At 41.6% G+C, this 26,899-nt stretch carries 22 protein-coding genes; 13 read left to right on the top strand and 9 right to left on the bottom strand.

The features are described from left to right. Nucleotides 1–300: 300 nt before the first annotated feature. The 4 genes from FGL37_RS01085 to FGL37_RS01070 all read right to left on the bottom strand — a co-directional run bounded on the left by FGL37_RS01085 (nucleotide 301) and on the right by FGL37_RS01070 (nucleotide 6,465). Nucleotides 301–1,401 carry an efflux RND transporter periplasmic adaptor subunit gene (locus FGL37_RS01085; RefSeq protein ID WP_051606916.1) on the bottom strand — a complete coding sequence of 367 codons (1,101 nt, stop codon included), beginning with the start codon at nucleotides 1,399–1,401 and terminating at the stop codon, nucleotides 301–303. A 1-nt stretch (nucleotide 1,402) separates the two neighbouring features. Next, nucleotides 1,403–4,576 carry an efflux RND transporter permease subunit gene (locus FGL37_RS01080; RefSeq protein WP_028070147.1) on the bottom strand — a complete coding sequence of 1,058 codons (3,174 nt, stop codon included), beginning with the start codon at nucleotides 4,574–4,576 and terminating at the stop codon, nucleotides 1,403–1,405. 11 nt (nucleotides 4,577–4,587) lie between these two features. Further along, the gene (locus FGL37_RS01075; RefSeq protein ID WP_028070148.1) at nucleotides 4,588–5,967 is read right to left on the bottom strand and encodes a TolC family protein; all 1,380 of its coding nucleotides are present in this window, start codon (nucleotides 5,965–5,967) and stop codon (nucleotides 4,588–4,590) included. Between the two features lie 102 nt (nucleotides 5,968–6,069). Beyond that, complete coding sequence (locus tag FGL37_RS01070) at nucleotides 6,070–6,465, bottom strand: hypothetical protein (RefSeq protein ID WP_028070149.1); 396 nt, start codon at nucleotides 6,463–6,465, stop codon at nucleotides 6,070–6,072. Between the two features lie 355 nt (nucleotides 6,466–6,820). Between FGL37_RS01070 and FGL37_RS01065 the strand changes: the two genes are divergently transcribed. From FGL37_RS01065 to FGL37_RS01035, 7 genes are all read left to right on the top strand, one after another. Then, nucleotides 6,821–7,477, top strand: a complete 657-nt coding sequence (locus FGL37_RS01065) for a MarR family winged helix-turn-helix transcriptional regulator (protein ID WP_028070150.1) — start codon at nucleotides 6,821–6,823, stop codon at nucleotides 7,475–7,477. 83 nt (nucleotides 7,478–7,560) lie between these two features. Then, nucleotides 7,561–9,033 carry a bifunctional phytoene desaturase/3,4-desaturase gene (crtID, locus tag FGL37_RS01060; protein WP_028070151.1) on the top strand — a complete coding sequence of 491 codons (1,473 nt, stop codon included), beginning with the start codon at nucleotides 7,561–7,563 and terminating at the stop codon, nucleotides 9,031–9,033. A gap of 4 nt (nucleotides 9,034–9,037) precedes the next feature. After that, the gene (locus FGL37_RS01055; RefSeq protein ID WP_028070152.1) at nucleotides 9,038–9,874 is read left to right on the top strand and encodes a phytoene/squalene synthase family protein; all 837 of its coding nucleotides are present in this window, start codon (nucleotides 9,038–9,040) and stop codon (nucleotides 9,872–9,874) included. Nucleotides 9,875–9,894: 20 nt separating this feature from the next. After that, complete coding sequence (locus FGL37_RS01050; RefSeq protein ID WP_028070153.1) at nucleotides 9,895–10,350, top strand: sterol desaturase family protein; 456 nt, start codon at nucleotides 9,895–9,897, stop codon at nucleotides 10,348–10,350. Beyond that, nucleotides 10,347–11,045, top strand: coding sequence for a lycopene cyclase domain-containing protein (locus FGL37_RS01045; protein ID WP_028070154.1), 699 nt, complete (start codon nucleotides 10,347–10,349; stop codon nucleotides 11,043–11,045). The genes FGL37_RS01050 and FGL37_RS01045 overlap by 4 nt, the downstream gene beginning before the upstream one ends. A 112-nt stretch (nucleotides 11,046–11,157) precedes the next feature. Next, complete coding sequence (locus tag FGL37_RS01040; RefSeq protein ID WP_051606917.1) at nucleotides 11,158–13,494, top strand: PAS domain S-box protein; 2,337 nt, start codon at nucleotides 11,158–11,160, stop codon at nucleotides 13,492–13,494. Beyond that, nucleotides 13,484–13,969 (top strand): ATP-binding response regulator, encoded by a 486-nt coding sequence (locus tag FGL37_RS01035; RefSeq protein ID WP_051606919.1) that lies wholly within the window; start codon nucleotides 13,484–13,486, stop codon nucleotides 13,967–13,969. The genes FGL37_RS01040 and FGL37_RS01035 overlap by 11 nt, the downstream gene beginning before the upstream one ends. A 60-nt stretch (nucleotides 13,970–14,029) precedes the next feature. Here the strand turns inward: FGL37_RS01035 and FGL37_RS01030 are convergent, their stop codons facing one another. After that, the gene (locus FGL37_RS01030; RefSeq protein WP_028070155.1) at nucleotides 14,030–14,932 is read right to left on the bottom strand and encodes a diacylglycerol/lipid kinase family protein; all 903 of its coding nucleotides are present in this window, start codon (nucleotides 14,930–14,932) and stop codon (nucleotides 14,030–14,032) included. A gap of 52 nt (nucleotides 14,933–14,984) precedes the next feature. Here FGL37_RS01030 and surE point away from each other — a divergent pair, with 52 nt between their 5' ends. Next, nucleotides 14,985–15,728, top strand: a complete 744-nt coding sequence (gene surE / locus FGL37_RS01025; RefSeq protein WP_028070156.1) for a 5'/3'-nucleotidase SurE — start codon at nucleotides 14,985–14,987, stop codon at nucleotides 15,726–15,728. A gap of 18 nt (nucleotides 15,729–15,746) precedes the next feature. On the opposite strand, the gene FGL37_RS01020 is transcribed toward surE, so the two are convergent. After that, nucleotides 15,747–16,235: a pyridoxamine 5'-phosphate oxidase family protein gene (locus tag FGL37_RS01020; protein WP_028070157.1), complete on the bottom strand. Its 489-nt coding sequence runs from the start codon at nucleotides 16,233–16,235 to the stop codon at nucleotides 15,747–15,749. A 207-nt stretch (nucleotides 16,236–16,442) separates the two neighbouring features. Next, nucleotides 16,443–17,474 (bottom strand): fatty acid desaturase, encoded by a 1,032-nt coding sequence (locus FGL37_RS01015; RefSeq protein ID WP_028070158.1) that lies wholly within the window; start codon nucleotides 17,472–17,474, stop codon nucleotides 16,443–16,445. A 258-nt stretch (nucleotides 17,475–17,732) separates the two neighbouring features. On the opposite strand from FGL37_RS01015, the gene FGL37_RS01010 reads away from it, so the two are divergent. The 4 genes from FGL37_RS01010 to FGL37_RS00995 all read left to right on the top strand — a co-directional run bounded on the left by FGL37_RS01010 (nucleotide 17,733) and on the right by FGL37_RS00995 (nucleotide 21,507). After that, a complete protein-coding gene (locus FGL37_RS01010) occupies nucleotides 17,733–18,476 on the top strand; it encodes an SDR family NAD(P)-dependent oxidoreductase (protein ID WP_037533362.1) in 744 nt (247 codons plus the stop codon). Between the two features lie 441 nt (nucleotides 18,477–18,917). Next, the gene (locus FGL37_RS01005) at nucleotides 18,918–20,135 is read left to right on the top strand and encodes an enolase C-terminal domain-like protein (protein WP_028070160.1); all 1,218 of its coding nucleotides are present in this window, start codon (nucleotides 18,918–18,920) and stop codon (nucleotides 20,133–20,135) included. Between the two features lie 602 nt (nucleotides 20,136–20,737). Beyond that, entirely contained in the window at nucleotides 20,738–21,283 is a 546-nt protein-coding gene (locus FGL37_RS01000) for a DUF488 domain-containing protein (protein ID WP_171019300.1), read from the top strand. A gap of 11 nt (nucleotides 21,284–21,294) precedes the next feature. Next, nucleotides 21,295–21,507 carry a hypervirulence associated TUDOR domain-containing protein gene (locus FGL37_RS00995; protein WP_028070163.1) on the top strand — a complete coding sequence of 71 codons (213 nt, stop codon included), beginning with the start codon at nucleotides 21,295–21,297 and terminating at the stop codon, nucleotides 21,505–21,507. A 208-nt stretch (nucleotides 21,508–21,715) separates the two neighbouring features. Here the strand turns inward: FGL37_RS00995 and rsgA are convergent, their stop codons facing one another. Next, nucleotides 21,716–22,807, bottom strand: a complete 1,092-nt coding sequence (gene rsgA / locus FGL37_RS00990) for a ribosome small subunit-dependent GTPase A (protein WP_028070164.1) — start codon at nucleotides 22,805–22,807, stop codon at nucleotides 21,716–21,718. 602 nt (nucleotides 22,808–23,409) lie between these two features. On the opposite strand from rsgA, the gene FGL37_RS00985 reads away from it, so the two are divergent. Further along, nucleotides 23,410–25,809, top strand: a complete 2,400-nt coding sequence (locus tag FGL37_RS00985) for a glycoside hydrolase family 127 protein (protein ID WP_138096641.1) — start codon at nucleotides 23,410–23,412, stop codon at nucleotides 25,807–25,809. 144 nt (nucleotides 25,810–25,953) lie between these two features. Here the strand turns inward: FGL37_RS00985 and FGL37_RS00980 are convergent, their stop codons facing one another. Beyond that, nucleotides 25,954–26,886: a helix-turn-helix domain-containing protein gene (locus tag FGL37_RS00980; protein ID WP_028070166.1), complete on the bottom strand. Its 933-nt coding sequence runs from the start codon at nucleotides 26,884–26,886 to the stop codon at nucleotides 25,954–25,956. Nucleotides 26,887–26,899 lie beyond the last annotated feature (13 nt).

The following is a 26,899-nucleotide window of genomic DNA, read 5'->3' as shown; positions in this document are numbered from 1 at the left end:
AAGCTATGACTGATCTATATTTCTGTCTTTTGTCATTGAGCTTATCACAAACACTTCTGAAGGTTTCTAACAGTTAGGTTGTTTGCCAGTCCAATCGGAGGTTGGTTGTCACCTTTTATATACCGTAAAAATAAGGTATTTTATGCAAGACTTCGGCACATGACCTTAAAAACTTCAGACATAGATGGTTGATCGAAAGGCGTGGGATTACTGCTGGATCTCACGCCTTGGCAATTGCTTGACCATGCCCAGTCCCGCATGTCACAAAGTGGCGTGCGGGACTGGGTTGTTCTAGCTATGTTAGTTTACTGCCTGGGTCTCTTCTGACGGTGCCGATAATACCATATCTCCCTCTTTTAACTGGCCAAAAACTTCTGTCAGACTGTCTCTTTGGATTCCTTCTTTAACCATTACCTTTTTTATTTGCCCTTGGACGACGGTGAATAAAAAGGTCCCTGATTGTGCGCGGACAATACTTTTTTGGGGTACCCAACTGGTTGAGGTTTTCCTTTTTAAACGCAGTTTGACCTGAGCATAGTCTCCTCCTTGCAGGCGCCCGTCATGATTCGGAACGTCAAACTCGATGGTGAGTGACCGGTCTTGCCGATCCAGCAAAGTGGAAGATCTAGATAGTTTTGCGCTAAATTGCTCTCCCGGTCTGGAGCTGGCCGTAAAGATAGCCTGTGTGCCGCGATGAACTGAAGCAGCGTGTTTTTCTGGTAAGGATACCGTTAGTCTTAGACGGTCGCCCTGAGCAATCATTAATAAAGGTTCTCCGGAATTTACACCCACCAAAGCACCAACAGACACATTTTTGTCCGTAATTATGCCGTCAAATGGCGCTCTGATGTTGAGGTAGTCACGCATTTGAATTGTTCCTGCTGTGCCTGATTTTGCCGCGTTGTATGTCGCCAGTGCACTTTCCATCGCACTTTTACTTTTATCGAGCTCAATTTCAGCCACGGCACCACTCGTGAGCGCGGCTTGTTTGAGCCGTTCATAGGCTTGTTTGGTAAAAAGGTAATCGCTGTACAACTTCTGCTCTGCAGACTTGTCAGCATTTAAACGTTGATCCAGTTCAGGTGCTTCCAGTACTGCGAGTAACTGGCCTTTTTTTACAAACGTGCCACGGTCAACGAGGAGCTGTTTCACAAAACCTGTGACTTTGGCATGAATCGCCACTTGTTCGTAAGGATGCAGTTCTCCAGGCAGCGAAATTTCATATTCAGGGTTGTCAAATTTGACAGCAATTGTTTTGGACAGGGCTTGTTCTTCTTTGTTGCTTTCCTTGATGGAAGGGGCAACCGCTTCCGGCTGGGAGCAGGAAGTGAATACAAAATGCAGGACTATAAATAAGCATACTGTTCCGATTAGCGGAGTAAATATTTTTTTATTTTTCATGTTAATTTTGCGAGTTGATTTGACTATAATATTGACTTTCTTGATCATCAGGGTCGAGTGAAGGACTGTGTGTTTTGGTGCGTGAAAGGAGCGATGAAAAGAAATGCGGTACCAGGAGCAGTATGGTCACTGTGGAGGCTATCAATCCGCCGATAACCGCTCTTCCAAGCGGAGCAACCTGCTCTGCGCCGTCTCCAAGACCAATAGCCATGGGTAGCATTCCTGCAAGCATCGCCGCAGCTGTCATCAAAACCGGCCTTAAACGTGAAGAAGCTGCCAGTCTCGCGGCATTATCTGGTTTGAGAAGCAGGCTTTTCCGGTAAAACTCGGCTTGGTTCACCATCAGGACAGCATTAGAGACCGACACTCCGATGGACATGATTATGCCCATATAGGACTGTAGATTAAGCGTACTATTGGTCAGATATAAGGCTATTAGACTTCCGCCAATGACTGCCGGCAATACAGATAAGATAATTAGTGACACTTTGAACGACTGATAATACGCTGTGAGCATCAGGAAGATCACGGCAACGGCAACCGTTAACCCAGCAAGTAGGCTCTTTAAAGTTTCGCTAAGTAGTTGTAGTGTGCCCTCTGTCCATACGGTGACACCGCGTGGCGGTGCTCCAGTTTCCTTGATGGCTTTGTCTACAGCACTTGAGGCACTCCCCAAATCTCTCCCATAAAGATTCGCAACAATAGTTACATAACGGTTGGGCCCCTTACGGTTGACCTGAGCAGGAGATGTAACTCTTTTCAATGTCGCCACATCTTCCAGGACCGGTCTTGCACTTCCTTTTTTTAAAGGAAGTGAACGCAGGATTTCTTCCGATGATATCACGGCTTCTGGTATCTGCACCTGGACCTGAAAGACCAATCCAGATTTAGGGTCCACCCATAAATTTTTGTCCGTGAATCGGGTAGAAGATGTTGCGACAACAAGACTGCGAGTGATATCTTGCATTGTTAATCCGAATTGCCCTGCCAGATCGCGGTTGACCTCGATTTCCAAGGTAGGGTATGCAATTGGTTCAATAATGCGCACATCGCGTAGATAAGAAACTTTTTTGAGATTTTTTTGTATTCTGGACGCGAATTCGAAAGCGCTACTGAGTTGAGGGGCACCCACTTTTACTTCAATTGGCGTCAACGCGCCTTGTCCCATGATTTTCTCGGTCAGTTCCATGGGCTCAAAATTAAACGCTAGATCTGGATGGTTCTTTTGCACGCTTTTTCTGATATCTTCCTTCAGTATCTCCATAGAACCGGCATACACTTGCTGATCAATGGAGACTTGCAGTACCGCTTCGTGAGAAGAATTAGTGAATAAGAAGATCGGATTGATCGGCGAACCTGCCGGCTGAGGGCCAACAAATGCGGAAGAAATGCTAATACCATTTTCAGGCACTTTTCTGCTGATAATCGTCATGATCTGTTGTACAATCTCCTCTGTTTTTTCCAGACGGCTACCTTGGGGTGCCTGTATACGGATCTGAAAGTCTCCGTTGTTGGAAACCGGCATGACATCAGTGCCTACTGCAGGTAACAGAACTGCAATTATAGGTAGACAAATGAGTACGTAAATAAAAGCCAACAAAGATGAACGTTTGGTCCATTTCCGTATTCTGTAAGTGTAATTGATTCTGAATTTTTCAAAGAATGCTCTTTTATGTGCTGTGCTAGTTGTTGAATGGGGCTTGCTTTTCATCATCCAGTTAGCCAAGATGGGAACGAATGTCTGTGAGGCAATGAAGGAGGCGACCATGGCAAAGGCAACAGCCATGGATAAGGGTACAAACATGTCTTTTGGTATGCCCGTCATTATAAATGCTGGTGTCAGCACTGCAAGTATGCACAGTAAAATAAGCAGTTTTGGAACGGATATTTCCAGCAAAGCATCCAGGATGGCGCGAGGTTTTTGTTTTCCCATTTCCATATGCTGGTGTATGTTTTCGATAGTTACTGTAGCTTCATCCACAAGGATACCGATGGACAATGCCAGGCCACTTAAGGTCATGATATTAATCGTCTGTCCAAAAAGATACAGGACGATAACAGCTGCCATAATTGCGATTGGTATGGTCAAGACAACGATAATGGCTCCTCGGGTATCCCCTAGGAAAAGAAGAATCATCAACCCTGTAAATACAGCGCCTAACATACCTTCGTGGATCAAGTTCGAAAGTGAACGTTCAATGTATTTTGACTGATCAAATTCATAATTGATCTTCACATCTTCTGGAAGTAAATTTTTAAGCCTAGGTAATGATTCTCTTAGATTTCTAACGGCTTCAAGCGTTGAGGCGTCTGCTTTCTTGATTACAGGAAGGTATACCGATCGTTTTCCATTGATCAGTGCGTAGCCTGTTGTCTGGTCTGCAGCGTCTTGTACCGTGGCAACATCCCGGATATATAAGGTCCTGTTTCCGTTGGATTTGATTGGCGTGTTGAGAAACTCTTCGGGGCCTCGTGCGATAGAATTAATTGGTGCCATCAAATTTTTATCCCCGATACGGATATTTCCTGCTGGTGAGGGAAGGCTGTTTTTTGTTATTGCTGCGGTAATATCTTCGGGGCTAAGACCAGTAGCCTGCATAAGTTCAGGATTGATATTGACAACGATCGTACGGGCATTTCCGCCAAACGGTGCCGGTGCGGTGATACCGGGGATCTCTACAAACATAGGCCTTATTTTGGTCAGGACCAGTGTCTGAATTTCATTGATGGACCTTTGGTCGCTTTCAAAAACTAGTTGTCCAACAGGCAGGGAACTCCCATCAAATCGTACAACAATTGGAGGTACTGCTCCCGGAGGTAAAAATCCCATCGCCCTGGAAACGGAGGCTGAAACTTCCCCAGCCGCCTGGGACATATCCGTGCCAGGGTAAAAGGTCAGCTTCATCATTGTCAATCCCTGAATACTTTTAAAATCTATATTTTTGACGCCGTTGACAAATAGCAGTACTTTTTGGAATTCGTTGGCCATAAATCCATCCATGTAAGATGGTGACAGACCTCCATATGGCATGGCTATGTACATTGCTGGAAGCTCGACACGCGGAAATATATCGACATTTATTTTTTTTATCGTGCTGTAGGAAAAGAAAACAATTGCCAGTACGGCGATCATGACTGAAATGGGCTTCCTCAAGGCAAATCTGATTATATTCATTTTTCTGATGCTTATAAGTTGTTAAAGAGGTAATCAAAATCTGTTGTCAATGCTGATTGATGAGCAACCAGCATCCAATACTGCTTTGCAGCCTCGATGTGGCTGTTTTCAGCGGATTCGAGTAGCTGTCGGATCTGAAGTACTTCGCTTAACGCTATCAGACCGCTCTTATACCTGGCGAGATACATTTCGTAAGCTTCCTCGGCCTGCTGTATAGCGATGGAACTCTTCTCGATTTGTTTGTATTGCTGTAAGATTTTTGCAGTCACTGCGCTGAGGTCGGATTGCATGGCCAGTTGATATTGAGAAAGTTGGTGGCGTATACTCTCTGCATCTTTCCGATAGACTTGGCGTCGTAGACTATTTGACTTGAGATCAGTAATATTCCACGTTGCACCGATACCAAACAGATAATTTGCTGTCGTATTGGAAAATCCGTCGTTCCAGCGGCCGGATACTAGTCCTGATGGATGTATGCCGCTACCCCTGATTGCATAGCCTCCCAAAATACGAATAGATGGCAAAGCAGCTCTTCTCTGGATCTCACTATGGTAATAAAAGTAGTCCGCTTGATGCTCTAAGGCGGTTAAAATAGGATGACTTTCGTATACTGTAGCTAGGTGTTTTGTTGAATAAGCAACCGGCTCGAGAAAGTGGATAAGGGAAGATGAATAATCCATATTCTCTTCAGCATACAGCTCTGTCAATTTAATCAATGCAGCATTTTTCAGCCCCGTGAAGCGCTCGTTTTTTCCCAATGATTGGTTGTATGAGGATAGTGCGAGAAGGCTGTCTGCCGCAGGTCTGATTCCTGCCTTCGAAAGCCCGGTAGTCAGCTTGCGGATCTCATTGAGCCGCAGTACGTTTTTATTGTTCCAGTTAAGCTTTACTTGGTCATACAACAAGGTGATATAGCGTTCGGCAAGTGATTTTTTTAATTCTAAAATAGAAGCAGCCCGTTCACTGTCACGTTTTTCGGCTATGGTTTGGGCAGCTTGATATTCTTTTTTTAGTTTTCCAAAAGAGAAAATCTCCCATTCGGCTGTGGCAGAGCCAAATGTATTGGCCGCAACCGAGGAACCGGCTGTTCCTGTCGTACTGCCCGAAACGTTGAAAAAGCCGGGTTGCGGAAAAAATGCGCCAGCCGCACCTTCAAAGGTGCCATATGTATTTTGGGCCTGTAGTTTTACTTGTGGAAGACGATTTGTTTTTACTGCACGGACGTCAAGCTGCGCAGACTCTATAGCTGCACTTTTCGCTTTAAGCCCAACATAAGTTTTTTCTACTTTTGGCCAAAGCTGGCCCAAGGTCTGTGGGATCTGCTGCCCATAGGTATATCCAGATCCAATGGCTGCAAAAGTCATGAGGATAGCCAAATGATAATTGACCATAATATAAAAGTTTTGGAATATGATAAGTGATCAATACGGAAAATAAACACGTTCAGCCCATTGGCACTGCCAATAGGAAATTAATTTGAGCGGATGTGGATTTTAAATGATCAGTTTGCGGTGGCGCAGAAAGATGGGTAGGGATGTAACGCTTTTGATCCTCCAGTATGGAAGGACAAATTCTTCCTTTATCCTCGCTCGGAGGCAGAAGAATAAAACAAGGACGGTTAATATTGCTGAAGGAAGCAGATCGTTGTCTTGTATTCCCGCTTTTTGGACCATAGCATCAGTCAAGATCGAACTCGAACAGTTTTGGTAGCCGGTTCCGATAAACGAACCTTTCGAATTAGTAGTCTGTTCGACCTTCTGGGGCAGGCCCATGAGTGACCTAATGCCGGTTTTGATAGGACAGGAAGAAAGAAACAATAGGATAACCGCCCCTATAGTAAGAAACTGTCTTACTACTGTATTGATGTTATTTTTTCTTTTTTGTTCCATCGGATACGAATTTATAAATCTCCGGCACATAAAACAAATAAGTGTTTTAGTTATTGTGTAACAATGATGACTGGTCAAATGAAATAAATAAACTGACTACAACCTATCTGATCCAAATATTTAAATGCAACTTATTTAAAGCTCAGTGGATGGCTTAGCCGCATTACGATGGCGATATAGTAGGATACTTACCCGACAAGGGAGGCGAAGGAAGGGCTTTTTTAAAGATATATATCGGTTTTATTCCGATCAGACAGTATTGTGAAGTATTAATGAAGTATAAAAATATACTTATATAAGTTTATTATAAAAATTTGAAACAATTTTTAGTATATTTATGTTCTAATTTGAAAAGATGAAGTATACACTTTTAAAGGAAGTACTTGCATTACTTGAACGGTTTGAGTACGAAAATTTGAACGAACGCTACCCTAATAATGCAGAAGGATTTAGGCAGTGGGTAGGCGACAGTGATAGAGGGCTGATAGAAGAACCTGATTGGGAGGGAAAAGAAAAAGGGCGAAGTCCGGAGAGTGTGATCAGTACGTTAATTGTCCATATGAATAGATTTGCGAAGAGCTATTCAAAGGCAGCCATTTGGGGATCAGAGTTTTCGACCCAGGAAGAGTTTATATACCTGATTGTATTAAGATCATTCGGTGAAATGACAAAAATGGAATTAATCAAAAGAAATATTCATGAGAAGCCTGTTGGTATGGCAATTATAAATCGCCTGATTAAGCAAGGTTGGGTAGCTCAGCAGGACTCAGAGACTGATCGGCGCAGCAAAATGATCCATATTACCGATAAAGGTTTGTTGGCGTTAGATGGAAGGATGGAAAAAATACGGCATGCAACCCAGCTCGTAACAGGAGACTTGACTTATATAGAAAAAATGGAATTAATAAGACTGTTAAATAAGCTTAGCGATTTTCATCAAGCAATTTATGAGAGAAGCATCTTAACCGAAAAACTATTAGAAGAAGTAAAAGTAAAACCATTGAAAGAATGAGAAGCAATCCAAAATATGATTTTATAACTTTTATGGTCATTCCTTACGGATATTCTAAAGACAGAAGGAACTAAATAATAAAAATGAAAAAGAAAGTAGCTGTAATAGGGGCGGGATTTTCGGGGCTTTCTGCCGCGGCCTATTTATCTCAGGCAGGATATGATGTGCACGTTTTTGAAAAGCATGCGCAGCCCGGAGGACGTGCAAGACAGTTTTCAACTCCTGAAGGCTTTAAATTTGATATGGGACCGAGCTGGTATTGGATGCCCGATATAATCGAATCTTTCTTTGGAGATTTTGGTTATAATACATCAGATTTTTTTCAGTTGATTTCACTTAACCCCCAGTTCGATATGGTCTTTAATTCCGGTAAAGTCAGTGTTCCTGGATCTTATGACGATCTCAGACGGGTATTCGAATCTATAGAACCGGGAGCTGCCTCTAAACTGGACAAGTTCATGGATGCTGCGAAATTTAAGTATGAAGTCGGGATGCGCGATTTTGTTAATAGACCTTGTTATAGCTGGACCGAATTTCTATCACCCAAGATTGCAAGTAGTGCTTTTAAACTGGATCTGTTTACGAATTTTAGATCGTACGTCAGCAAGTACTTTTCAGATCCACGACTACGCGCATTGATGGAATTTCCGGTCATATTTCTGGGGGCCTCTCCAAAAGATATACCGGCCTTGTATAGCCTTATGAATTACGGTGGCTATGTGCTCGGGACACATTACCCGAATGGTGGATTTTACCAGCTCGTATTAGCCATGCAAAAGGTTGCTGAGCTTCAAGGAGCTACTTTTTATTTTAATCATAATGTGGAGGCTTTCGATGTTATGGATACTGCAGTCCGGTCAATTCGCATAAATGGAGAACTCAGAGAATTTGATCTTGTCGTCGCTTCTGCAGACTACCAGTATATAGAATCACTGCTCCCACAGCACCTCAAAAACTATAGCGATCACTATTGGAAAAGTCGGACATTTGCTCCCTCCAGTTTGATCTACTATCTTGGATTTAAATCGATTGTTCCCAATTTGGCCCACCATACCCTTTTCTTTGAACATCATCTGGACGATCATATTAGATGTATATATGAGGAAAAAAAATGGCCTGAGAAACCACTCTTTTATGCCTGCTGTCCGTCGAAAACAGATCAAAATGTAGCACCGCAGAATCACGAAAACATCTTCCTGTTGATGCCATTAGCCACAGGTATTTCTGATGATGAGGCAATACGGGAAGAGTATTTGCTCCGTATGCTTTCACGCTTGGAAGAATACACTGGGACTAAAGATCTGTATAGAAAGCTTGTTTATAAACGGAGTTACTGTGTCAGCGATTTCTCACGCGATTATAACGCCTACGCGGGCAATGCTTATGGGCTGGCTAACACCTTAAAACAGACAGCAGTGTGGAAGCCAAAAATTAAAAATAAGAAAATCCACAATTTATTTTATACTGGACAATTAACCGTGCCGGGGCCCGGTGTTCCACCAGCTATTATTTCCGGAAAGATCGTTGCAAAAGAAGTCATAAAGTTATCACTATAAGACCATGAAAAAGCTATTTGATGAGCTGGCTTACGAAGTTAGCAAAAAGACAACAGAAAAATACAGCACGAGTTTTTCGCTCGGTATTTTAGCCTTGAAACCCAGTATACGCGATAGTATTTATGCCATTTACGGTTATGTAAGACTGGCAGACGAAATTGTTGACAGTTTTTATGGCTATGATCGGCAACGCTTGTTGGGACGTCTCTACCTGGAAACGGATTATGCCCTTGAAGAGCGGATTTCTTTGAATCCGATATTACAGTCTTTTCAGGAGACAGTTCACAAGTATGCGATTGACCGCGAACTCATAAACCAATTTCTTCATAGTATGACAATGGACCTCAAGCAGGTGGACTATAATGCTGAACGTTATAAAGAATATATTTATGGATCTGCTGAAGTCGTCGGCTTGATGTGTCTTCAGGTTTTCACTGAAGGTAATAAACAGCGTTATGAGGAGTTGAAACCTTACGCTATGAAACTTGGATCAGCATTTCAGAAAATAAATTTTTTACGTGACATCAAAGAGGATTATCACGTTCTTGGTCGCACCTACTTTCCTAATTTGAATATGGATGTATTCGATAACTCACTTAAAGGTCAAATTGAGGACGAAATCCATAGCGAATTTAAAGAAGCTCTCTTAGGAATAAAAAAGCTGCCAAAAACAGCTAGATTTGGTGTCTATCTGGCTTACAAATATTATCTTTCACTTTTTGCGAAGATCAGGAAAAAATCCTCAAAAGAGATTTTGGAAAACAGAATCCGCATAGCAAATACAGAGAAAGTTTATGTAGCCTTTAAGAGCTACCTGCGTTATAAGGTAGCTTATTTATAGATCATGAAAGATTATATGTAATGAATTTTATTGTTCTCCTGATTACCTTTATCTCCATGGAAGGAGCCACTTGGCTCATCCATAAATATATCATGCATGGTTTTTTATGGGTGTTGCATAAAGACCATCATGACCATAGTAATGCTGGATTCCTCGAAAAAAATGATTACTTCTTTGTTATTTTTTCGCTCCCCACTATTGCACTGATGTATCATGGCTCCTTGCAGAACTACAATTACTTATTTTACATCGGCTTAGGCATAATGCTATATGGTATAGCTTATTTTTTTGTACACGATATCTTCATCCATCAGCGTATCAGGTTTTTAAGCCGTACCAGAAATAAATATTTCCTCGCGCTCAGACGAGCACACAAACAGCACCATAAACATTTAGGTAAGGAAGATGGTGAGTGCTTTGGCTTTTTGTATGTTCCTGCCAAATATTTTAAAATGTACGACAAAGAAAAATCATGATGCAATATACCTACGGCTTAATTCTGTTTTGTACGGTTTTTATCTGTTTTATAGCTTCTTTTGATAGACGGATTCGATTCGACCAACAATTTATTCCATTCTTAAAAGCATCTGCACTTGTTGCCTTTGTTTTTATCGCCTGGGATATCTGGTTTACTATTCGGGGTGTATGGTGGTTTGATAGTAGATATACAGTGGGTTTGGTGATAGCTGGACTACCGATGGAGGAATGGTTGTTTTTCATCTTTATTCCGTTTTCATGCGTATTTACATATTATTGCATTGATAAGTTTTTTAATGTGCAGTATCTCAGTGCGTTTAACAATATCATCGTGTTTGTCAGTGTTGTTGTGTGCGCTGTTCTGGCTCTCCGTTACACGGATCGTATTTACACTTTGGTAACAGCAATTGTGACTATCGTGACATTATTGACTTTTCACTTTTTGCTGCGTATACAATGGATTAGTCAGGCATCTCTAGTTTTTACCTTGCTTATGCTGGGGTTTTTACCTGTCAATGGAATTCTTACGGGTACTGGGTTACAATCGCCTATAGTTAATTATAATCCAAAGGACTTTATGGGAATCCGGGTACTTACGATTCCCATTGAGGATGCTATTTATGGATATACTCAATTTTTATTGGTTCTTTATTTTTTTAAAAAATTTGAGATAAAAAAGCAAATTAAACCATAGTCTCTGCAATCACCTTTTTTTCATTTTCCTCGTCAGGACCTGCATGCACTTTGTAAACAATTCTGCGTGAGGAATTGTTCCAAGAAGTATAATATACCTTTATAGACTTCTTATGAGCGCAAAATCCTCCTCAACATATGAATCTGAACGAATTCGTGCATTGCATGAATATGAAATTCTTCATACTGCAAGCGAAGAAGAGTTTGACCGGATAACCCAGATTGCCTCGTTAGTGTGTGGAACCCCTATTTCACTCCTATCATTGGTAGATAAAGATAGCCAGTGGTTTAAATCTCGTGTAGGGCTTGATGTCAAAGAGACTCCGCGTGATTTATCATTTTGCCAATATGCATTGGCTAACGACCGGCTCCTGGAAGTAGAAGATGCCAAAAAAGACGAAAGATTTAAATCCAATTTGCTTGTTATCGCTGACCCTCATATCCGTTATTATGCCGGGATTCCTTTGATTGATCCCAATGGATATGCTTTGGGTGCGCTCTGTGTTATCGACCGTATTCCCCGACAGCTTGATGAAACCCAAAAACATATCCTGTCACTATTGCGGGACGAGGCCGTTGCATTGATTGTCAATAGAAAAGAGAGAGAAAAGTATAAAGAAAGTGAACAGAAGCTAAAAGCGTTCTTTGATAATTCTCAGAGCCTCATGTGTACGCATGACCTAGAAGGTAATTTTATTACTGTGAATGAGGCGGGTGCCAGAATTTTGGGCTATAGCAAAACTGAAATAGAAAAGCTGTCTCTTTTCGATATCGTGCCAGGCGAGGGGCACGATAACTTGAAAAAATACTTGGAAGAAATCGTCAAAAACGAAATTGTTAAAGGGGAAATGCGCACGATGACAAGTACTGGGGAGCTGCGTATTTGGATGTTTAACAACATACTGCAAACGAACGGAAGCAAGAAACCCTATGTGATCGGTAATGCTGTAGATATAACCGAACAGCATTTTCTGGAGAAGGATCTCAAGCATGTACAAGCTCTGTTGACACGCACAGGGCGCGTCGCACGCGTCGGAGGTTGGGAGTATTCGATTAAGGATGGGAAAATCATTTGGTCCGAGATCACCAAGGAGATTCACGAGGTGCCGAAGGATTATGAGCCAGATTTCACCACGGCGCTGAATTTCTATAAAGAAGGAATGCATAGAAATAATCTTCTTCAAGCTATTGAACGAGCTATTGCCAATGGGCAGCCTTGGGATCTTGAGCTCGAAATTGTAACTTTTAAAGGAAGAGAGCTTTGGGTACGTGCCCTTGGAAATGCCGACTTTGAGGATGGTACGTGCATACGTCTTTATGGCACGTTTCAGGATATCGACAAACGGAAACGAATGGAAGCAGAATCCTCAAATTCAAAAAAGCTTTTCGAAGATGTATTGGAGGCCACTTCTGCAGTAGCTATTATTGCTACAAATACCGATGGTATAATAACATTATTTAACAAGGGAGCTGAAAATCTATTAGGGTACGATAGTGAAGAAATGATAGGCAAATTAACGCCAATCCATTTTCATCTGGAGCGCGAACTGACATGGAGAGCACAAGAGCTGCAACAGGAGTTGGGATATCCTGTGACGGGTTTCCGGGTGTTTGTGGAAACTGCGGAACTCTACGGAGCGGAACAGCGCGAATGGACATATGTAAGGAAGGATGGAACGCTACTATTTGTTTCGTTGGCCGTGACTATCATTCGTGATATTGAAAACAAAGTTGTTGGTTATCTGGGGGTCGCAACAGATATTAGTAAGATTATCCATCAGCGTGAAGAACTTGAAAAAGCAAAGACATTAGCTGAACAGGCTAGTGCCGCAAAATCAGAATTTTTAGCTAATATGAGCCATGAGATTCGAACACCGCTTAATGGAATCGTTGGGTTTACTGATTTATTAACTCGGACTGCATTAGACGATACTCAACGTGAGTACCTATCTATCGTTGATCAGTCCGCTAACCTTTTACTCAGTATCATAAACGATATTCTTGATTTCTCCAAAATTGAAGCGGGGAAGTTGGAGCTGGATATCGAACAAACTGATCTTCACGAGATTATCATTCAGCTGGAGAATTTTTTTAATGTTCAGATTAAAGCTAAGAATTTGGAATTTCATTTAGACATCGATCCTAAAGCTCCTCATTACGTAGAGATAGACGGGCTTCGCCTCAAGCAGGTCTTGATGAATCTGCTGAGCAACGCCATGAAGTTTACTGAAAAGGGAGAAATTCAACTGATAATCAATGTACTGTCTATGGGGCCTGAACATGCGGTATTGCGTTTCAGCGTTCAAGATACCGGTATAGGAATCAAAGAAGAGAAGCAGATGAGAATATTTGAAGCTTTTTCCCAAGAGGATACGTCGATGACCAAACGGTACGGCGGGACCGGTTTGGGACTGACTATCTCAAATCGGCTCCTTAAAAATGATGGGTAGTGAGCTGCAGCTCAACAGTAAAGCGGGCGTTGGTAGCCGTTTTTTTTTCGACATTAAAGTACCCGCTGTATGGGAAACCAACAATTGGTCTGTGCTGACTAAAATCAAAGAGGTGCTTGTCGTTGCTGAAGATGAATTGGTTCGAAATTCCTTAACTCAAATGCTTACTTCCAAGAAAATTGAATTCACACAGGTCAGAAATGGGTTTGAAGTATTGCAGATGTTGATGCGGGGGCGCCAATTTGGTTGTATTATAATAGATAATGAACTTCCCATAATGAGTGGAATTGAAACCATAAGAAAGATTCGCGAGAAGATTTTTAATCAAAATTATGTGCAACCGATTATCGCAATATTCGATAAACAAGAAAAAGATGTGGCCTCACTTTGTAATTCTTTAGGTGTAGATAACTGGCTCTTCAAGCCGGTTGAGCCGGAGAAGCTGTATACTATACTTGCTAGGATAAATACGTAACCGATATGCCATTTAGAATAACAAAGTCGTTTCAAATACTAAACCTATAACGTAAGCGGCTCATTTTACAATAAATTCAATTAAGCTGTCCAGCAATGATATCGTAATATTCTGGCCGGAGTAGCTGGTTAGTTCGTCATCAATATGCATTACTTTTCCCTTCGATTTCAGCACGAGTCGATTCGTCCTGATTGACTTTATCGGAAATATAGGATTGTTTCCCTCTAATACTTCATCGATAAAATCGATCAGCTTCTGGCGATGCTCGTTAGTTACGATAATTACTTCAAATTGTCCATCGCCTGGGTCGGAATCAGGCGAGAGCGCCAAGCGAGGTCCCATTCGTGCGATATTCATTACCTCGACCATTATGCATTCTTCTTCAATCACATTGGACCTTGTGATTAGTTTCAGCGTTTCAGCAGGAAATACTTCAGCTATTCTGCGAAGCTCTTCGATCGCCATTTTTATTTCTTCTTCTTTTGTAGCATGGATAAGTTTTTTGTTGCTCATTTTCTCGATGAGCATCGGAAACACCCCAAAACCGATTGATTCTATAAAATGTAGTGTTTTTTTGTCTAGGCCCAACACCATTCCCACATCAAATTTTTTGAGTTGTGCATGTTTCCATAAATCGATGGCTAGTTTGTTGTCCAAGGGGATGCCCAAAGAAAGTGCAATGTTGTTCGCTGTACCTTGGGGAAGGATAGCAATGGGTCTTTTAAAACGAAGTTTTTTTTCCAGAAGCCCTAAGATCGTCAATCTTATTGTTCCATCTCCGCCTGCCACGGCAATTAGATCGGTTTGTGCCGACATATTTTTTACTGCGTCTTTTTTAAGCACTGCTTTGCAACGGTACCCGTGTTGTTTAATAAGATGGCTTAGCTCATCTCCATCATCATTGTCTTCCTTACCCGCCGCTGGATTGTGCACTAGCCTTACGGTTTTGCCCTGTTCTTTCATATCAGCTGAACAATCTGTGCACGAGATTGGTTTTCTAAGAAAAGAGACAAATATGAATATATTAATTACCAACGACGATGGCATATATTCTCCTGGAATAGCCGCATTGGCAAAAACGGCTAAACAGTTTGGTACAGTCAGGATAGTCGCACCGGATGTCGAGCAGTCGTCTATGGGACATGCTATAACACATTCTAGACCTTTGAGCTACCGAAGTTCACCCATTACTTTCGAGGGTATCGATGCTCATCGCGTCAACGGAACACCAGCAGACTGTGTCGCATTAGGTTTGCATATGTATCCAGATACTCAGGTCGTTCTGTCCGGTATCAATATGGGGCCAAATCTTGGTAACTCCATGTGGCATTCGGGAACACTTGCAGCAGCCAAACAGGCGATGCTTTTAGGTATCACAGGGATTGCTTTGAGTACACCCGTTGGCAAGACGGAGCCTGATTTTGATGGACTCACCTCATGGACTACCGATGTTCTGGAAATCTTGCTAAGCGACAAGGGACCTTCACTTTACAATGTTAATTTCCCGCCCAGACCAAATGGATTGTGCTGGACAAGGCAATCCGTGCGCTTATATGACGGTAATGTTGTGCCGGGCCAAGATCCCATGGGAAGGAAACATTATTGGATTACGGTCGTGCCCCTCGAGCGAGCCGAAGAGGGAACTGACCGATGGGCGGTTGAGCATGGCCTCGTTTCAATAACCCCGCTTCGGTTAGATCTCACTGCACACGAAGAGCTTGCCGCCCGACTGGCAATGGAAAAGAAATCAAACGGTTAATGCCGGCCTATTTTTTTATTAAGCATCAGGATCGGTATCACGTCCCCCAATAGCCCTGCCGAGCAGTTTTAAGATACTGATAATACTGTTTGAGCTGAATTTCAGACATTGTGAGGATTCGATATTAATTTTTAATAGCCTTATCCTGGGATCGTCTCTTCCTTGTTCAAACTGTTTCTCATCACTGTTTGACCAATACTGATAGATCTTGGATACACTTCTACTGATTTCACCCTTACCTATTATCCGCACCAGCTGTGACTTGATCGGTAGCGTATAAATCAATGTTACGTTATTGTTATGCTGCAAGTTTTTATAAGCCGGACTTTCCGAAGAAAACATATACCAAATGTTGCCCTGTTGATCAACATCTTTGGTTTTCATCGATTCTATGTCTGGAAAATCTTCTGTGTGTGCTGTAGTGCATACAATTCCAGTGTGAATTTCAGTAAGCATTGCTTTAAGCATGGATACCGTTCCTTTATTGTCGAGGTAGAGATTTGCCATAACGTATTGCTATAATATTAATACGAAAAACATTAGCGGACTAAAATGCGTTCAAGCTCTTAATACGCAAAATGAACGAAATATTACGTTATTATTTTGACTCATCTTTTTCCCGACCGTTTAATCGATTCGGCAGAATATAAGTAAGCGGTTTTTCCGTTACTTGTCCTAAGCAGTTTTCAACTCTAGAAAAGCAGGTTAAGAATTTTAAGTCTTGGATTTTAAGAAGGGAATACGATACTGCTCGTCAAATCTTTTTTTGTCATCCCGATAGCTCCTTACAGCGCCAAGTTTATGCATGACTTTTATATAGCACCACGCGAGATCGATCTGGTAGGGTTTAAAGCCGCTTCTTGCGCTTTTAGGGTATAAGTGATGATTGTTGTGCCATTCACCCGCCACGATTCCGGGCCAGAGCTGATTTATAGATTTATCTTTATCATTGAAGTCAATACCTTCACGTTGTTTATCCTGTCCTTTTGCGTGGCCCTCATAGTTGAATGTCCGCACACCAACAGCCCAAAATCCAGCGGCGCCAAATAGTGTACAGGCAAGAGCATGGCCGCCGATCAAGTAAAATATGATATACCAGAATGTCCAATTCAATATCCATGACCAAATGGCAAAAGAAGGCCTTACATAAGAGCCCCACTTTTGATATTGTGCATAGCTATTACCAGTTACCCCCGTATGTTGCATGAGGCGCTTGACACGGTTGTAAGATTTCTCCGTTAGGTTCTTTGCAATGGGTTGATGATTTACGTCCGCTAAGAAACAGTATAAAAAGCCAGCTTGTGCATTATAGGGGTCGCCTGGCTGATCTGATTTGGCATGATGTACATGATGGGATATCACATAGATCTCTTCGGGAATTACGTTGATAGTCAGATTCTGTGTGAAGAAGCGCCAGAATCGGTTACGAAATTTAAATGCTCCATGCGTGGCAAATCGATGATGCCATATCGTTCCGTGAGTTCCCATTACGATCATACTGTAGACGAATGCCGCAAGCACCGTCCACCAATTAAAGTGATATCTCAGGAAAACGATAAAAAAAGGAACGAGGCAAATGACTTTAGCCCAACTAAAAAATGGCAACCAATTTCGTCTGTCTTTGATGATATTGAGGCGTTTGAAGAATTCCTTAACAATTTGTTTTTTACTTGGCTTTACGAGATTTCCATTGTTGTCTTTCCATCCGTAGGTAGGAACTTGTAGAACGTGATCTAAAAAGGGCATTTGCGGTTGATTAATTATAATAATCGCTAAGCTACCATATAATGAGGTTAAAAAGTGTTAATCCTATAAATTTAACATAACCTTAAGTGTTTAGATACAACCCAGCTATTCGATATTTTCCTAAAACAGAAATATCCGTAGGTTCGCCGGTTCCAGATTTGTATAGTTATCGTATTTGTAAAATTGTTCCATACCGCAAATTTCGGATTTTATGTTACCTTCCTTCGAGCTAGTTTTGTATTAGCTAAAAGATAAAACATGATACATAATTTTAAAGATAAAGTTATCCTCGTCACAGGAGCAAACAGAGGTATAGGCAGATCGCTTGTTCAGACGCTATTAAACATTGGAGTGGGAAAAATATATGCCGCATGCAGGGACATCAGTAAAATGCCAGCATTTGACGATAATCGTATAACTGTTTTACCCTTGGACATTACCGATGACCAACAGGTAGCCTTGGCTGCAGCCAGAGCTAAGGATACGGAGATCCTTATTAATAATGCAGGAGGGCTAAACGCTGGAAACATCTTAGAGGGAGACCTGGACGGTATGGAAAATGATCTACAGGTGAATTTTTTTGGAACCATAAAGATGATGCGTGCATTTGCGCCGATTTTGAAAACAAATAAACCGTCGATGTTAATCAATATTGTTTCGATTGCAGCTTATTCACCGTTACCATCTATTGCGGGATATGCTGCTTCAAAAGCTGCCCTCTTTTCTGCGACACAATCTGTAAGGATCGAACTGGCGAGGCATGGCGTTCTGGTATACGCCGTCAACCCCGGAGCTATCGATACCGATATGAACCAAGGGAGTGATTGGAAGATGCCGTCTCCGGATACCGTCGCTGTAAAAATATTGGAAGCAATAGGGCAGGAGAGTTTTGATATTATACCCGACGAAATGGGACAGGACATGTACAGAGCATGGAGGGAAGAGCCGTCAAAACTGTCGAAAATATTCTCCGATCTATATCACACAGAAATTTCAGATTAGCATAGCTATTTATTGATAGAGTCATTTTACCCCATGATTTCCTTAAGAGTGTCACTAAGCGCCATATTGCCGTGAGCAAAATAGGTGGCGGGGTTGAATAGTGGCCTCTTTTTATCTATATATTGCAGGTATATTTCAGAGCTGTCTGTGATTTTTTTGTTTGTTGGTCCGGAGTTTCCTTTTCAACGCTGGCAAGGCATAGCCACAATCTCATGTGAGAGCAGGGAGATCACAGAATATGTTGATACAAATTGTAATATTAATGAGACAGCCTGTCGATATAAAAACCTAGAAATCACTTATCTTGCCTAAGTAAGGAGCCTGAATGTCCAGTATCCTTTCGCGTAATGCAATAAGGTCAGACGGTCAATTAAAGCATCTCCGCTCCGAAACGGAAAACATACGTCTGAGTGTTAAACGAGAATAACTAAATAAACCAATATGAAAAGAAGAGCATTTCTTCACGCCCTGAACTTGGGCATCGCATCCGCGACCCTATCCAACAATTACATACACGGAAAGGCATTATCTTCCTTGCTCGGTGTCGGAGATAAAGACAAGGAACTTTCCTATCACAGGATAAAGGATATTAAATTCTCATCTGTACAAATGAATTATCCAAGACTTGTAGGAAAGAATGCCCGTCTAGACCTTCATGGGTATGGTCCGAATGTGGAAATATGCTGCATAAGGACCGATAAAGGAGCAATGGGCTGGGCTTCGATTCGAGGATCCAAACGTGATGCTGAACATATTTCCGGAGATTTGATTGGGAAAAAAGTATCTGATCTGTTTTCGACCCAGATGGGCACTCTGAGGGACATTCACATGCCCTTCGATATGGCACTCCATGATCTTGCCGGAGTAATTTTACAACAACCCGTTTACGAAATGCTAGGGCGTAAGCAGCCGTTTATCACCGATTATTATAGTGGAATGATCTACTTCGATGATTTGGAACCATCAGATAGGCCTCGCGGTATCGACCGTATACTCGAAGAGGGTCGCTATGACTACGGCGTAGGGTATAGGCAGTTCAAGTTAAAAATTGGAAGGGGACATAAATGGATGTCTTTCAAAGAAGGCTTACAACGTGATATTGAGGTAACAAATGCCGTGGCTGAGGCATTTCCTGACTGTAGGATTTTAGTTGACGGAAATAACGGATTTACCCTAGACCAATTCCTGCAGTATTTAAAAGGTATTCCGGCAGTAAATCTTTTTTGGATAGAAGAACCGTTTCATGAAACAATCACTGACTACCAAAAACTTAGGGCCTACTTAAAAACCGAAGGCATAGGTACTCTGCTAGCTGATGGCGAAGCAGATCCTGATCAGAACTTGTTGAAGATGCTTTTTGAAATGAAGCTTTTGGATGTACATCTTACAGATATTGAAGGTCTTGGGTTTACGAATTGGAGAAGACTGATGCCTGAGCTCATACAACTGGGAGCCCAGGCATCCCCTCATGCCTGGGGTTCACTCCTCAAGAGCTATTATACTGCACATTTGGCTGGAGGACTTGGGAATACCATTACCATCGAAGGGGTAACCAGTACTTCCGATGATGTGGATTTCTCTGGATATGAGATAAATAACGGTAAACTTATTCCTTCCTCGTCTCCGGGCTTTGGTATGCCATTGTTGAAAAAGTTATGATCCTTAGTCTTATTGAATGACGAAAGCCCGAACTTTTTTTTATTTTTGACTTTAATTTGTTTTTAGTCAAAAAGTAGTATATTTGTTTTGTTCTATAGCCACTTTAGAAGAGGACTTCGATTATCACATATAGGACGCCTTTATTATTATATATAGAAAATATTATGAAATCCTATTTACTTGTTTTCTCTGTGTCAGCCCAGGTTTTAGCAAAAAGGTTAGAAATAATTTCCTATCTAAACAGGCACATCGCTGATCTAAAATATGTTTCTGCAGATCTGCAGGACAAATTGTTGACGATGACGTTTCGAACAAAACGGCGAGATGAGGCAACAATACTTAATCTGATATCGATCAGAGGATACCATGTTTCTTTTCTTTCTGCAATCGAGATGGATAGGAACTGATTTTGACCGATATCTTATCTAAGCTAACGCGTACTGTATTTCAGAAAGCTGACGAATGCCTGCTTTTTGTTAAGAACTGATACTATATTTCGGTATGTCTGTGGCATTGCTTTTGAAGAGGAAATGAGTAACAGGAAGGAATGGGGCGAGACGGGAGTATGACGGTTTGTTACGACAAAGCAAGATAGTTTGGGTATGGAAATTCAGCGTGGACATATTATTTATACAATTGGGCATTCGACACACAGCTTGGAGGACTTTGTTCATATGCTCCAGTCTTTCCACATAAACCATGTGGTTGATATAAGACGCTTTCCAGGATCAAAAAAATTCCCGCAGTTTGATAAAGAAAATTTTAAATTGGCTCTTCGCAAACTTAAAATAGACTATAACCATCTAGAGGGTCTTGGCGGCCGACGAAACCGAACTCCGGGCTACACTAACAGCCGCTGGAGAAATACTTCTTTTCGCAATTATGCAGCTTATATGGAAACGGATGAATTTAGAGTTGCGATATCCCGTTTGATTGACATCGCTAGTGACAATGTTACCGCCTATATGTGTTCAGAAGCTGTTTGGTGGCGTTGTCATCGGGCTCTGGTCTCCGATTACTTAAAAGCAAAGGGCTGGACGGTTTTACACATCATGGCGACCGGTAAATCAGAAGAACATCCATATACTTCTCCTGCCAACGTCATCGATGGAAAAGTATATTATTCAGACGATAACATTCATGATTAAAACTTGATTACATGAAACCAAAATTTAAAATTGGAGATAAAGTAAGCTGGAATTCTGAAGGGGGCAGGGTCAGTGGAACGATCATTAGAGTACATACAGCAGATTTTGATTATAAGGGATACACTCATCATGCAACCGAAGATGACCCTCAGTATGAAATCAAAAGCAGTAAAACGGATCATATCGCTGCACATAAAGGCACTGCCCTGACAAAAATCAAATGAGGTATAAAGTCCTAATACTTTCAAATGTTCAAATTAATTTTTGAAGGAGATTGTCCGTTCATTGATGTCGGCTGACATATTACCGCTGACCTTTTACTTCCGTATGAGCATAAAGTGGCCATTACATTAACCAAGGGCAAATTTACCTTTGTAAATAATAGATTCTTAAAGCCCAGATACATTGTACCTGGGCGTGAGGGTTGAAGGCCTAACGCAATCCTTGTTGTTTCTTCACCTCGTTGACTAGTTTCGATAAAGCTCTTTTCTTTTTTCTCTTTTCATGTTCCGATGCGGTAAAATGATTTATTTCCCGTTCTAGCTTGAGAAAGCTTTGGTATATCTTTGGATCCAAGCTACCGTTATCAACTGCTTCAAGAACAGCGCAACCAGGTTCGTTGAGATGTGTACAGTCCTTAAAACGACATATCCCTGCGTAGTCGGAGAGTTCAAGTGCATTTGTCAGCGCTTCACGATTGTCGATGGTGAGCCCAAATTCACGTACCCCTGGGGTATCCACCAAGATGCCTCCTCCTTCCATTTCCACCATCTCCCGCCGTGTTGACGTGTGTCGCCCTTTTCCTGTAGATTTGCTTATTTCTGAGGTGAGAAGCGCTGCTTTTCCGCATAAGGTATTGACCAGTGAACTTTTTCCTACACCGGAAGAGCCTACGACTACGATAGTTTCCCCTTCCGAGATATACTCTTGCAGATGAGCAATTGTGTGAGGTTGATAGATACTGGTCATGAACATCGGCATACGTTGTTGCAGATGTCGAACAGCGCTTTTTACTCGTTCCTGATCAAAGGTTAGATCAGCCTTATTTAGCACCAGTACTGGCTGGATATCGGCCTCAATAATCTGTATCATAAAACGTTCTGCTCTTCGAATATTGAAGTTCACATCGAGACTTTGTACAATAAAAGCCTTATCAATGTAAGAAGCAAGCGCTTGCCTGTCTGCTAAAGAGCCATTTCTCTTACGCTCCAGAACGCGCTCCCGCGGAAGCATGTCGATGATGATTCCCCTGTTCTCCTCAAATTGTTGAAAGATTACCCAATCACCTGTACAGGGCAGCTCATACTCTGATTTTGCATATAACATATTGCCAGTCAGTTCACAGCGAAGTATGCCGTTGTCGGATACGACGTCATAACAGGTCTTATGTACGGCCGCAATACGGCCATGGGGAAGCGATTGAAATCCTAAACTGAGTTTAAGTTGATCTAACTTGTTGTTCCAGCCGTATTTGCAGAGGTTAAAATCGAATTCGTGCAGATTTGTAACATTCTTTTTAATCATGTTAAAGCATGTTTTGGCGCTAGGTAAAAACGTTTGTTTTTTGCCTAGCCTGTCTAAAAAATAAGATAATAAGAATTACTCCCGAATTGGATCATCCGAGAAATTGATAGGACACGATATACAGTAAGATATCGTGTTTATTATGCTATATCCGATTTATTCGTTTTAACCATATCGCAAAAATACAGAATACCAAAGAACTATCCTAATATTTGTGTTCCATTTACTCGTTCTGCAGGCTGGCTATCGGGTTTGACAAAGCTGTTGATGGATTGCAAGCTAATGGTTAAAAGGGTAATAAGCGCAGCCATAACACCTATTATCAAGATCCACCATGATATGCCTGTATTGTAGCTATAGCCCTTCAGTCAGTGGCTCATGCTATACCAGCTGATCAATGAAACACAGGATTATTATTGTTGGATATGATGTAACAAATGATAAGCTAAAAGTAACATAAAGACATGTTTATTCTGATGCAAATCTCTAATTTTACCTTCCATCATTGATAAAATTATGTTTATTTAGATGGCCCCAACAAGTTTTAAAATTTCCTGTTATTGATCAGTATATGATAAAAATACCAATTATAAAATATAGAAATGCACATCAATTTTAACATCAGACCTTACTTTCACCTATTTTTTTGGCTGTTACTTTCCTATAGCGGTGCAGTTGCTCAAGAGCGGTTATACAAGCATAACTTTCCGCTGCAGGACGTCAAACTTTTAGAAGGACCTTTTAAACACGCACAAGATCTCAATGTAAACACGCTTCTACAATATGACGCAGACCGATTATTGGCTCCATTTTTAAAGGAGGCAGGGATTCCGGCAAAAACGAACAGTTTTCCAAATTGGATTGACCTCGATGGCCATGTTGGTGGACATTATCTATCTGCGTTGGCGATACATTACGCAGCTACTGGCGATTTGCAGTTGAAAGAACGGATGGAATATATGCTCAATGAATTGAATAGATGTCAGGAGAAGCACGGTAATGGATATGTTGGAGGGGTTCCAGACGGAAAACGGATATGGAATGAAGTTAAACACGGAAATGTGGACATTGTGGGACGATATTGGGTTCCTTGGTACAATCTACATAAAACATATGCCGGCCTTCGTGATGCTTGGTTATATGCAGGGAATGAACAAGCAAAAAATATGTTTTTGAAATTATGTAACTGGGGGGCGCAGCTGATCAGCAATCTTGACGACAGACAGATGGAGGCTATGTTGTCGAACGAGTTTGGTGGAATAAACGAAGTATATGCCGATGCCTTCCAAATGACCAGTGATCCACGTTATTTAGAAGTAGCAAAACGCTTTTCACACCGCGAGCTATTCGATAGCATGCGTGTCCGTAAAGATAATTTGGATAATAAGCACGCCAATACACAAGTTCCAAAAGCAGTGGGATATCAGCGTGTCGCTGAGGTCAGCGGCGATGCAGATTATAATACTGCAGCACATTTTTTCTGGGAGGCGGTCGTTGGATACCGCACTCTCGCTAATGGAGGAAATAGTAGACGGGAACATTTTCCTTCTCAGAGAGATTTTTTAAGCTACATGGAAGAACGTGAAGGGCCAGAATCGTGCAATACGAATAACATGTTAAAATTGACCGAAGGACTGTTTAGGATGAAGCCCGAAGCCAAGTTAATGGATTATTATGAACGTGCACTATATAATCACATCTTATCGACACAACATCCTGAGCACGGTGGTTATGTGTATTTTACGTCGGCTAGGCCTGCACACTATAGAGTATACTCTAAGGTTAATAGTGCGATGTGGTGCTGTGTGGGCACAGGAATGGAGAATCATGGCAAATATGGAGAAATGATCTATAGTCATCAGGGTGACAGTCTTTTCATCAATTTGTTCATTCCTTCTGAGCTAAACTGGAAAGAAAAGAAACTGAAAATTACCCAGCAGACTAACTTTCCGACATCAGGGGATGGAGAGCTGAGTATAAAAACCGATAAATCACTAAGGCTCAAAATTCTTGTACGTTACCCGCTTTGGCTCAAAAAGGGAGAATTTAACCTTACCATAAGTGGTCGCAACTATGCTAAAGATGCCGGACCGGGAGAGTATGTTGTGATTGATCGTCTATGGCAAAATGGTGATGTCATCAATATGCATAGTAAACTGAGATTTCATTTCGAACAATTACCTTTTAATCCAGACTACATTGCTTTGTTTCGCGGGCCTATATTAATGGGAGCTAAAGTTGGAACCGATCATTTGGATGGCTTGGTTGCTGGAGATCATCGTTGGGGACATATCGCAAGTGGTCCGCTTGTTTCGTTGTTCGACACTCCGATTTTAATTGGAGAGCGTGAACAACTTATTAGTAGATTAAACCAAGCACAGGCAGTTGACGGAGATTCATTACATTATAAACTACCCTCTTCGTTGATTCATGGCAATGTCCATAACTTATTGCTGCAACCCTTTTATCAAATTCACGATAGCCGATATATGATGTATTGGCTTTCAATGACCGAAGCTAAGTTCAATACACTTCAAAAAGAAATGGCAACCAAAGAACAAGAAAAGGTCGCATTGGATCAGCGGACTGCCGATATGATTACGCTTGGGGAGCAACAGCCAGAAATAGATCATCTTTTGAAGGGAGAGAATCTAAGTAAAGGAGTTCATCAGGGCGAATCGTGGCGTCAGACTCCGGAAGGTGGAACACTATCTTTTGAGTTCCGTACCGTAAATAAACAACCGTTGGAACTGATAGTTAGATATTGGGGATACGAATCGGGTAACAAAAAGTTTGATATTCTGGTGGACGGACAAGTGCTAGCCTCAGAGGATATTGTAAAGCGATGGGAGCAAAGTAAGTTTTTCGATGTGGTGTACCCGATTCCAGCAGCATGGACAAAGAATAAAGAATCGATTAATATCACGTTTAGAGCAAAGCCACACAACAGTACAGGCAGAATATTCCAGGTGCGTTTAGCACAGAAGTCGCCTAATAAATAAAACAGGCAATTCGAATCATGCTGAATATCTTCCCCTTTAAACTCCATTTCGTGTAGCAGCTGCTCCGTTAGAGGGATCAAGTTTAGTGTCTGTTGGTGAGATAATAAGTTGCCAGATCAGTGTTGGCGGTGAGTGCTAGGACGTTCATTTTTGATATTCTTGATCTACGCCTATTATGAAGGAACGCCGAAATGCCATTGGAGTGACATTTGTTTTGTGTTTAAACAGTTTACTAAATCCCTGTGGATGTTCAAACCCCAATTCATAAGCTATTTCGCTAACTGTAAGGGTTGTGGTGGTCAATTTTTCTTTCGCGACAGCAATCAGTTTATTGTGGATATGCTGTTGTGTAGATTCTCCGGTAACTGACTTCAGTACTCCGCTCAGATACCCGGGTGACATTGAAAGTGCTTCAGCTATAAAATGGACAGTGGGGAGGCCTTCTCTGACCGCGTTATTAAGGATATACTCGTTCAAGATTCTTTCCATACGTCCCAGGATTTCATGATTACCTATTTTTCGCGTGATAAACTGTCGTTGGTAAAACCGTTCCGAATAACGCAGCAGAGTCTCAATCTGGGCTATGATGATATTCTGACTGAATCTATCCAGATTGGTCCGGCACTCAAGGTCAATATATTTAATAATCCCCGTCAGAACACTCTCTTCGCTGTCGGATAAAAATAATGCTTCATTGACTTCGTACTCAAAGAAGTCATACTTTCCGATAGCAGAAGCCAGATGTGTATTCCATAGAAAATCCGGATGAATAAGTAACAGCCATCCCGTGTGTTGGGGTTGGGAATTTCCGATGGACTGGATCGTGAAAACCTGCCGTGGAGCCATGAAAAACAAAACACCTGAATCAAAGTCGCATCGTTGCTGGCCATATATTATCTTGGCGTTTTTTGTTCGCTTAAGAGATACAGCATAAAAATCAAGGATCAGCCTATCGACGTCCTCCTCTGGCAATGACCGAATATCATTATAATCTACCACACTGATCATAGGATGATATGGTTGAGTTAGTCCGCGGTAACGGTGATACTCACTGATCGTCTTTATGAATTTTGGCACCTTGTTTTCATTT

It is taken from the genome of Sphingobacterium thalpophilum, from assembly GCF_901482695.1.
Classification (GTDB): domain Bacteria; phylum Bacteroidota; class Bacteroidia; order Sphingobacteriales; family Sphingobacteriaceae; genus Sphingobacterium; species Sphingobacterium thalpophilum.
This window is presented reverse-complemented; position numbering and strand designations above follow the sequence as displayed.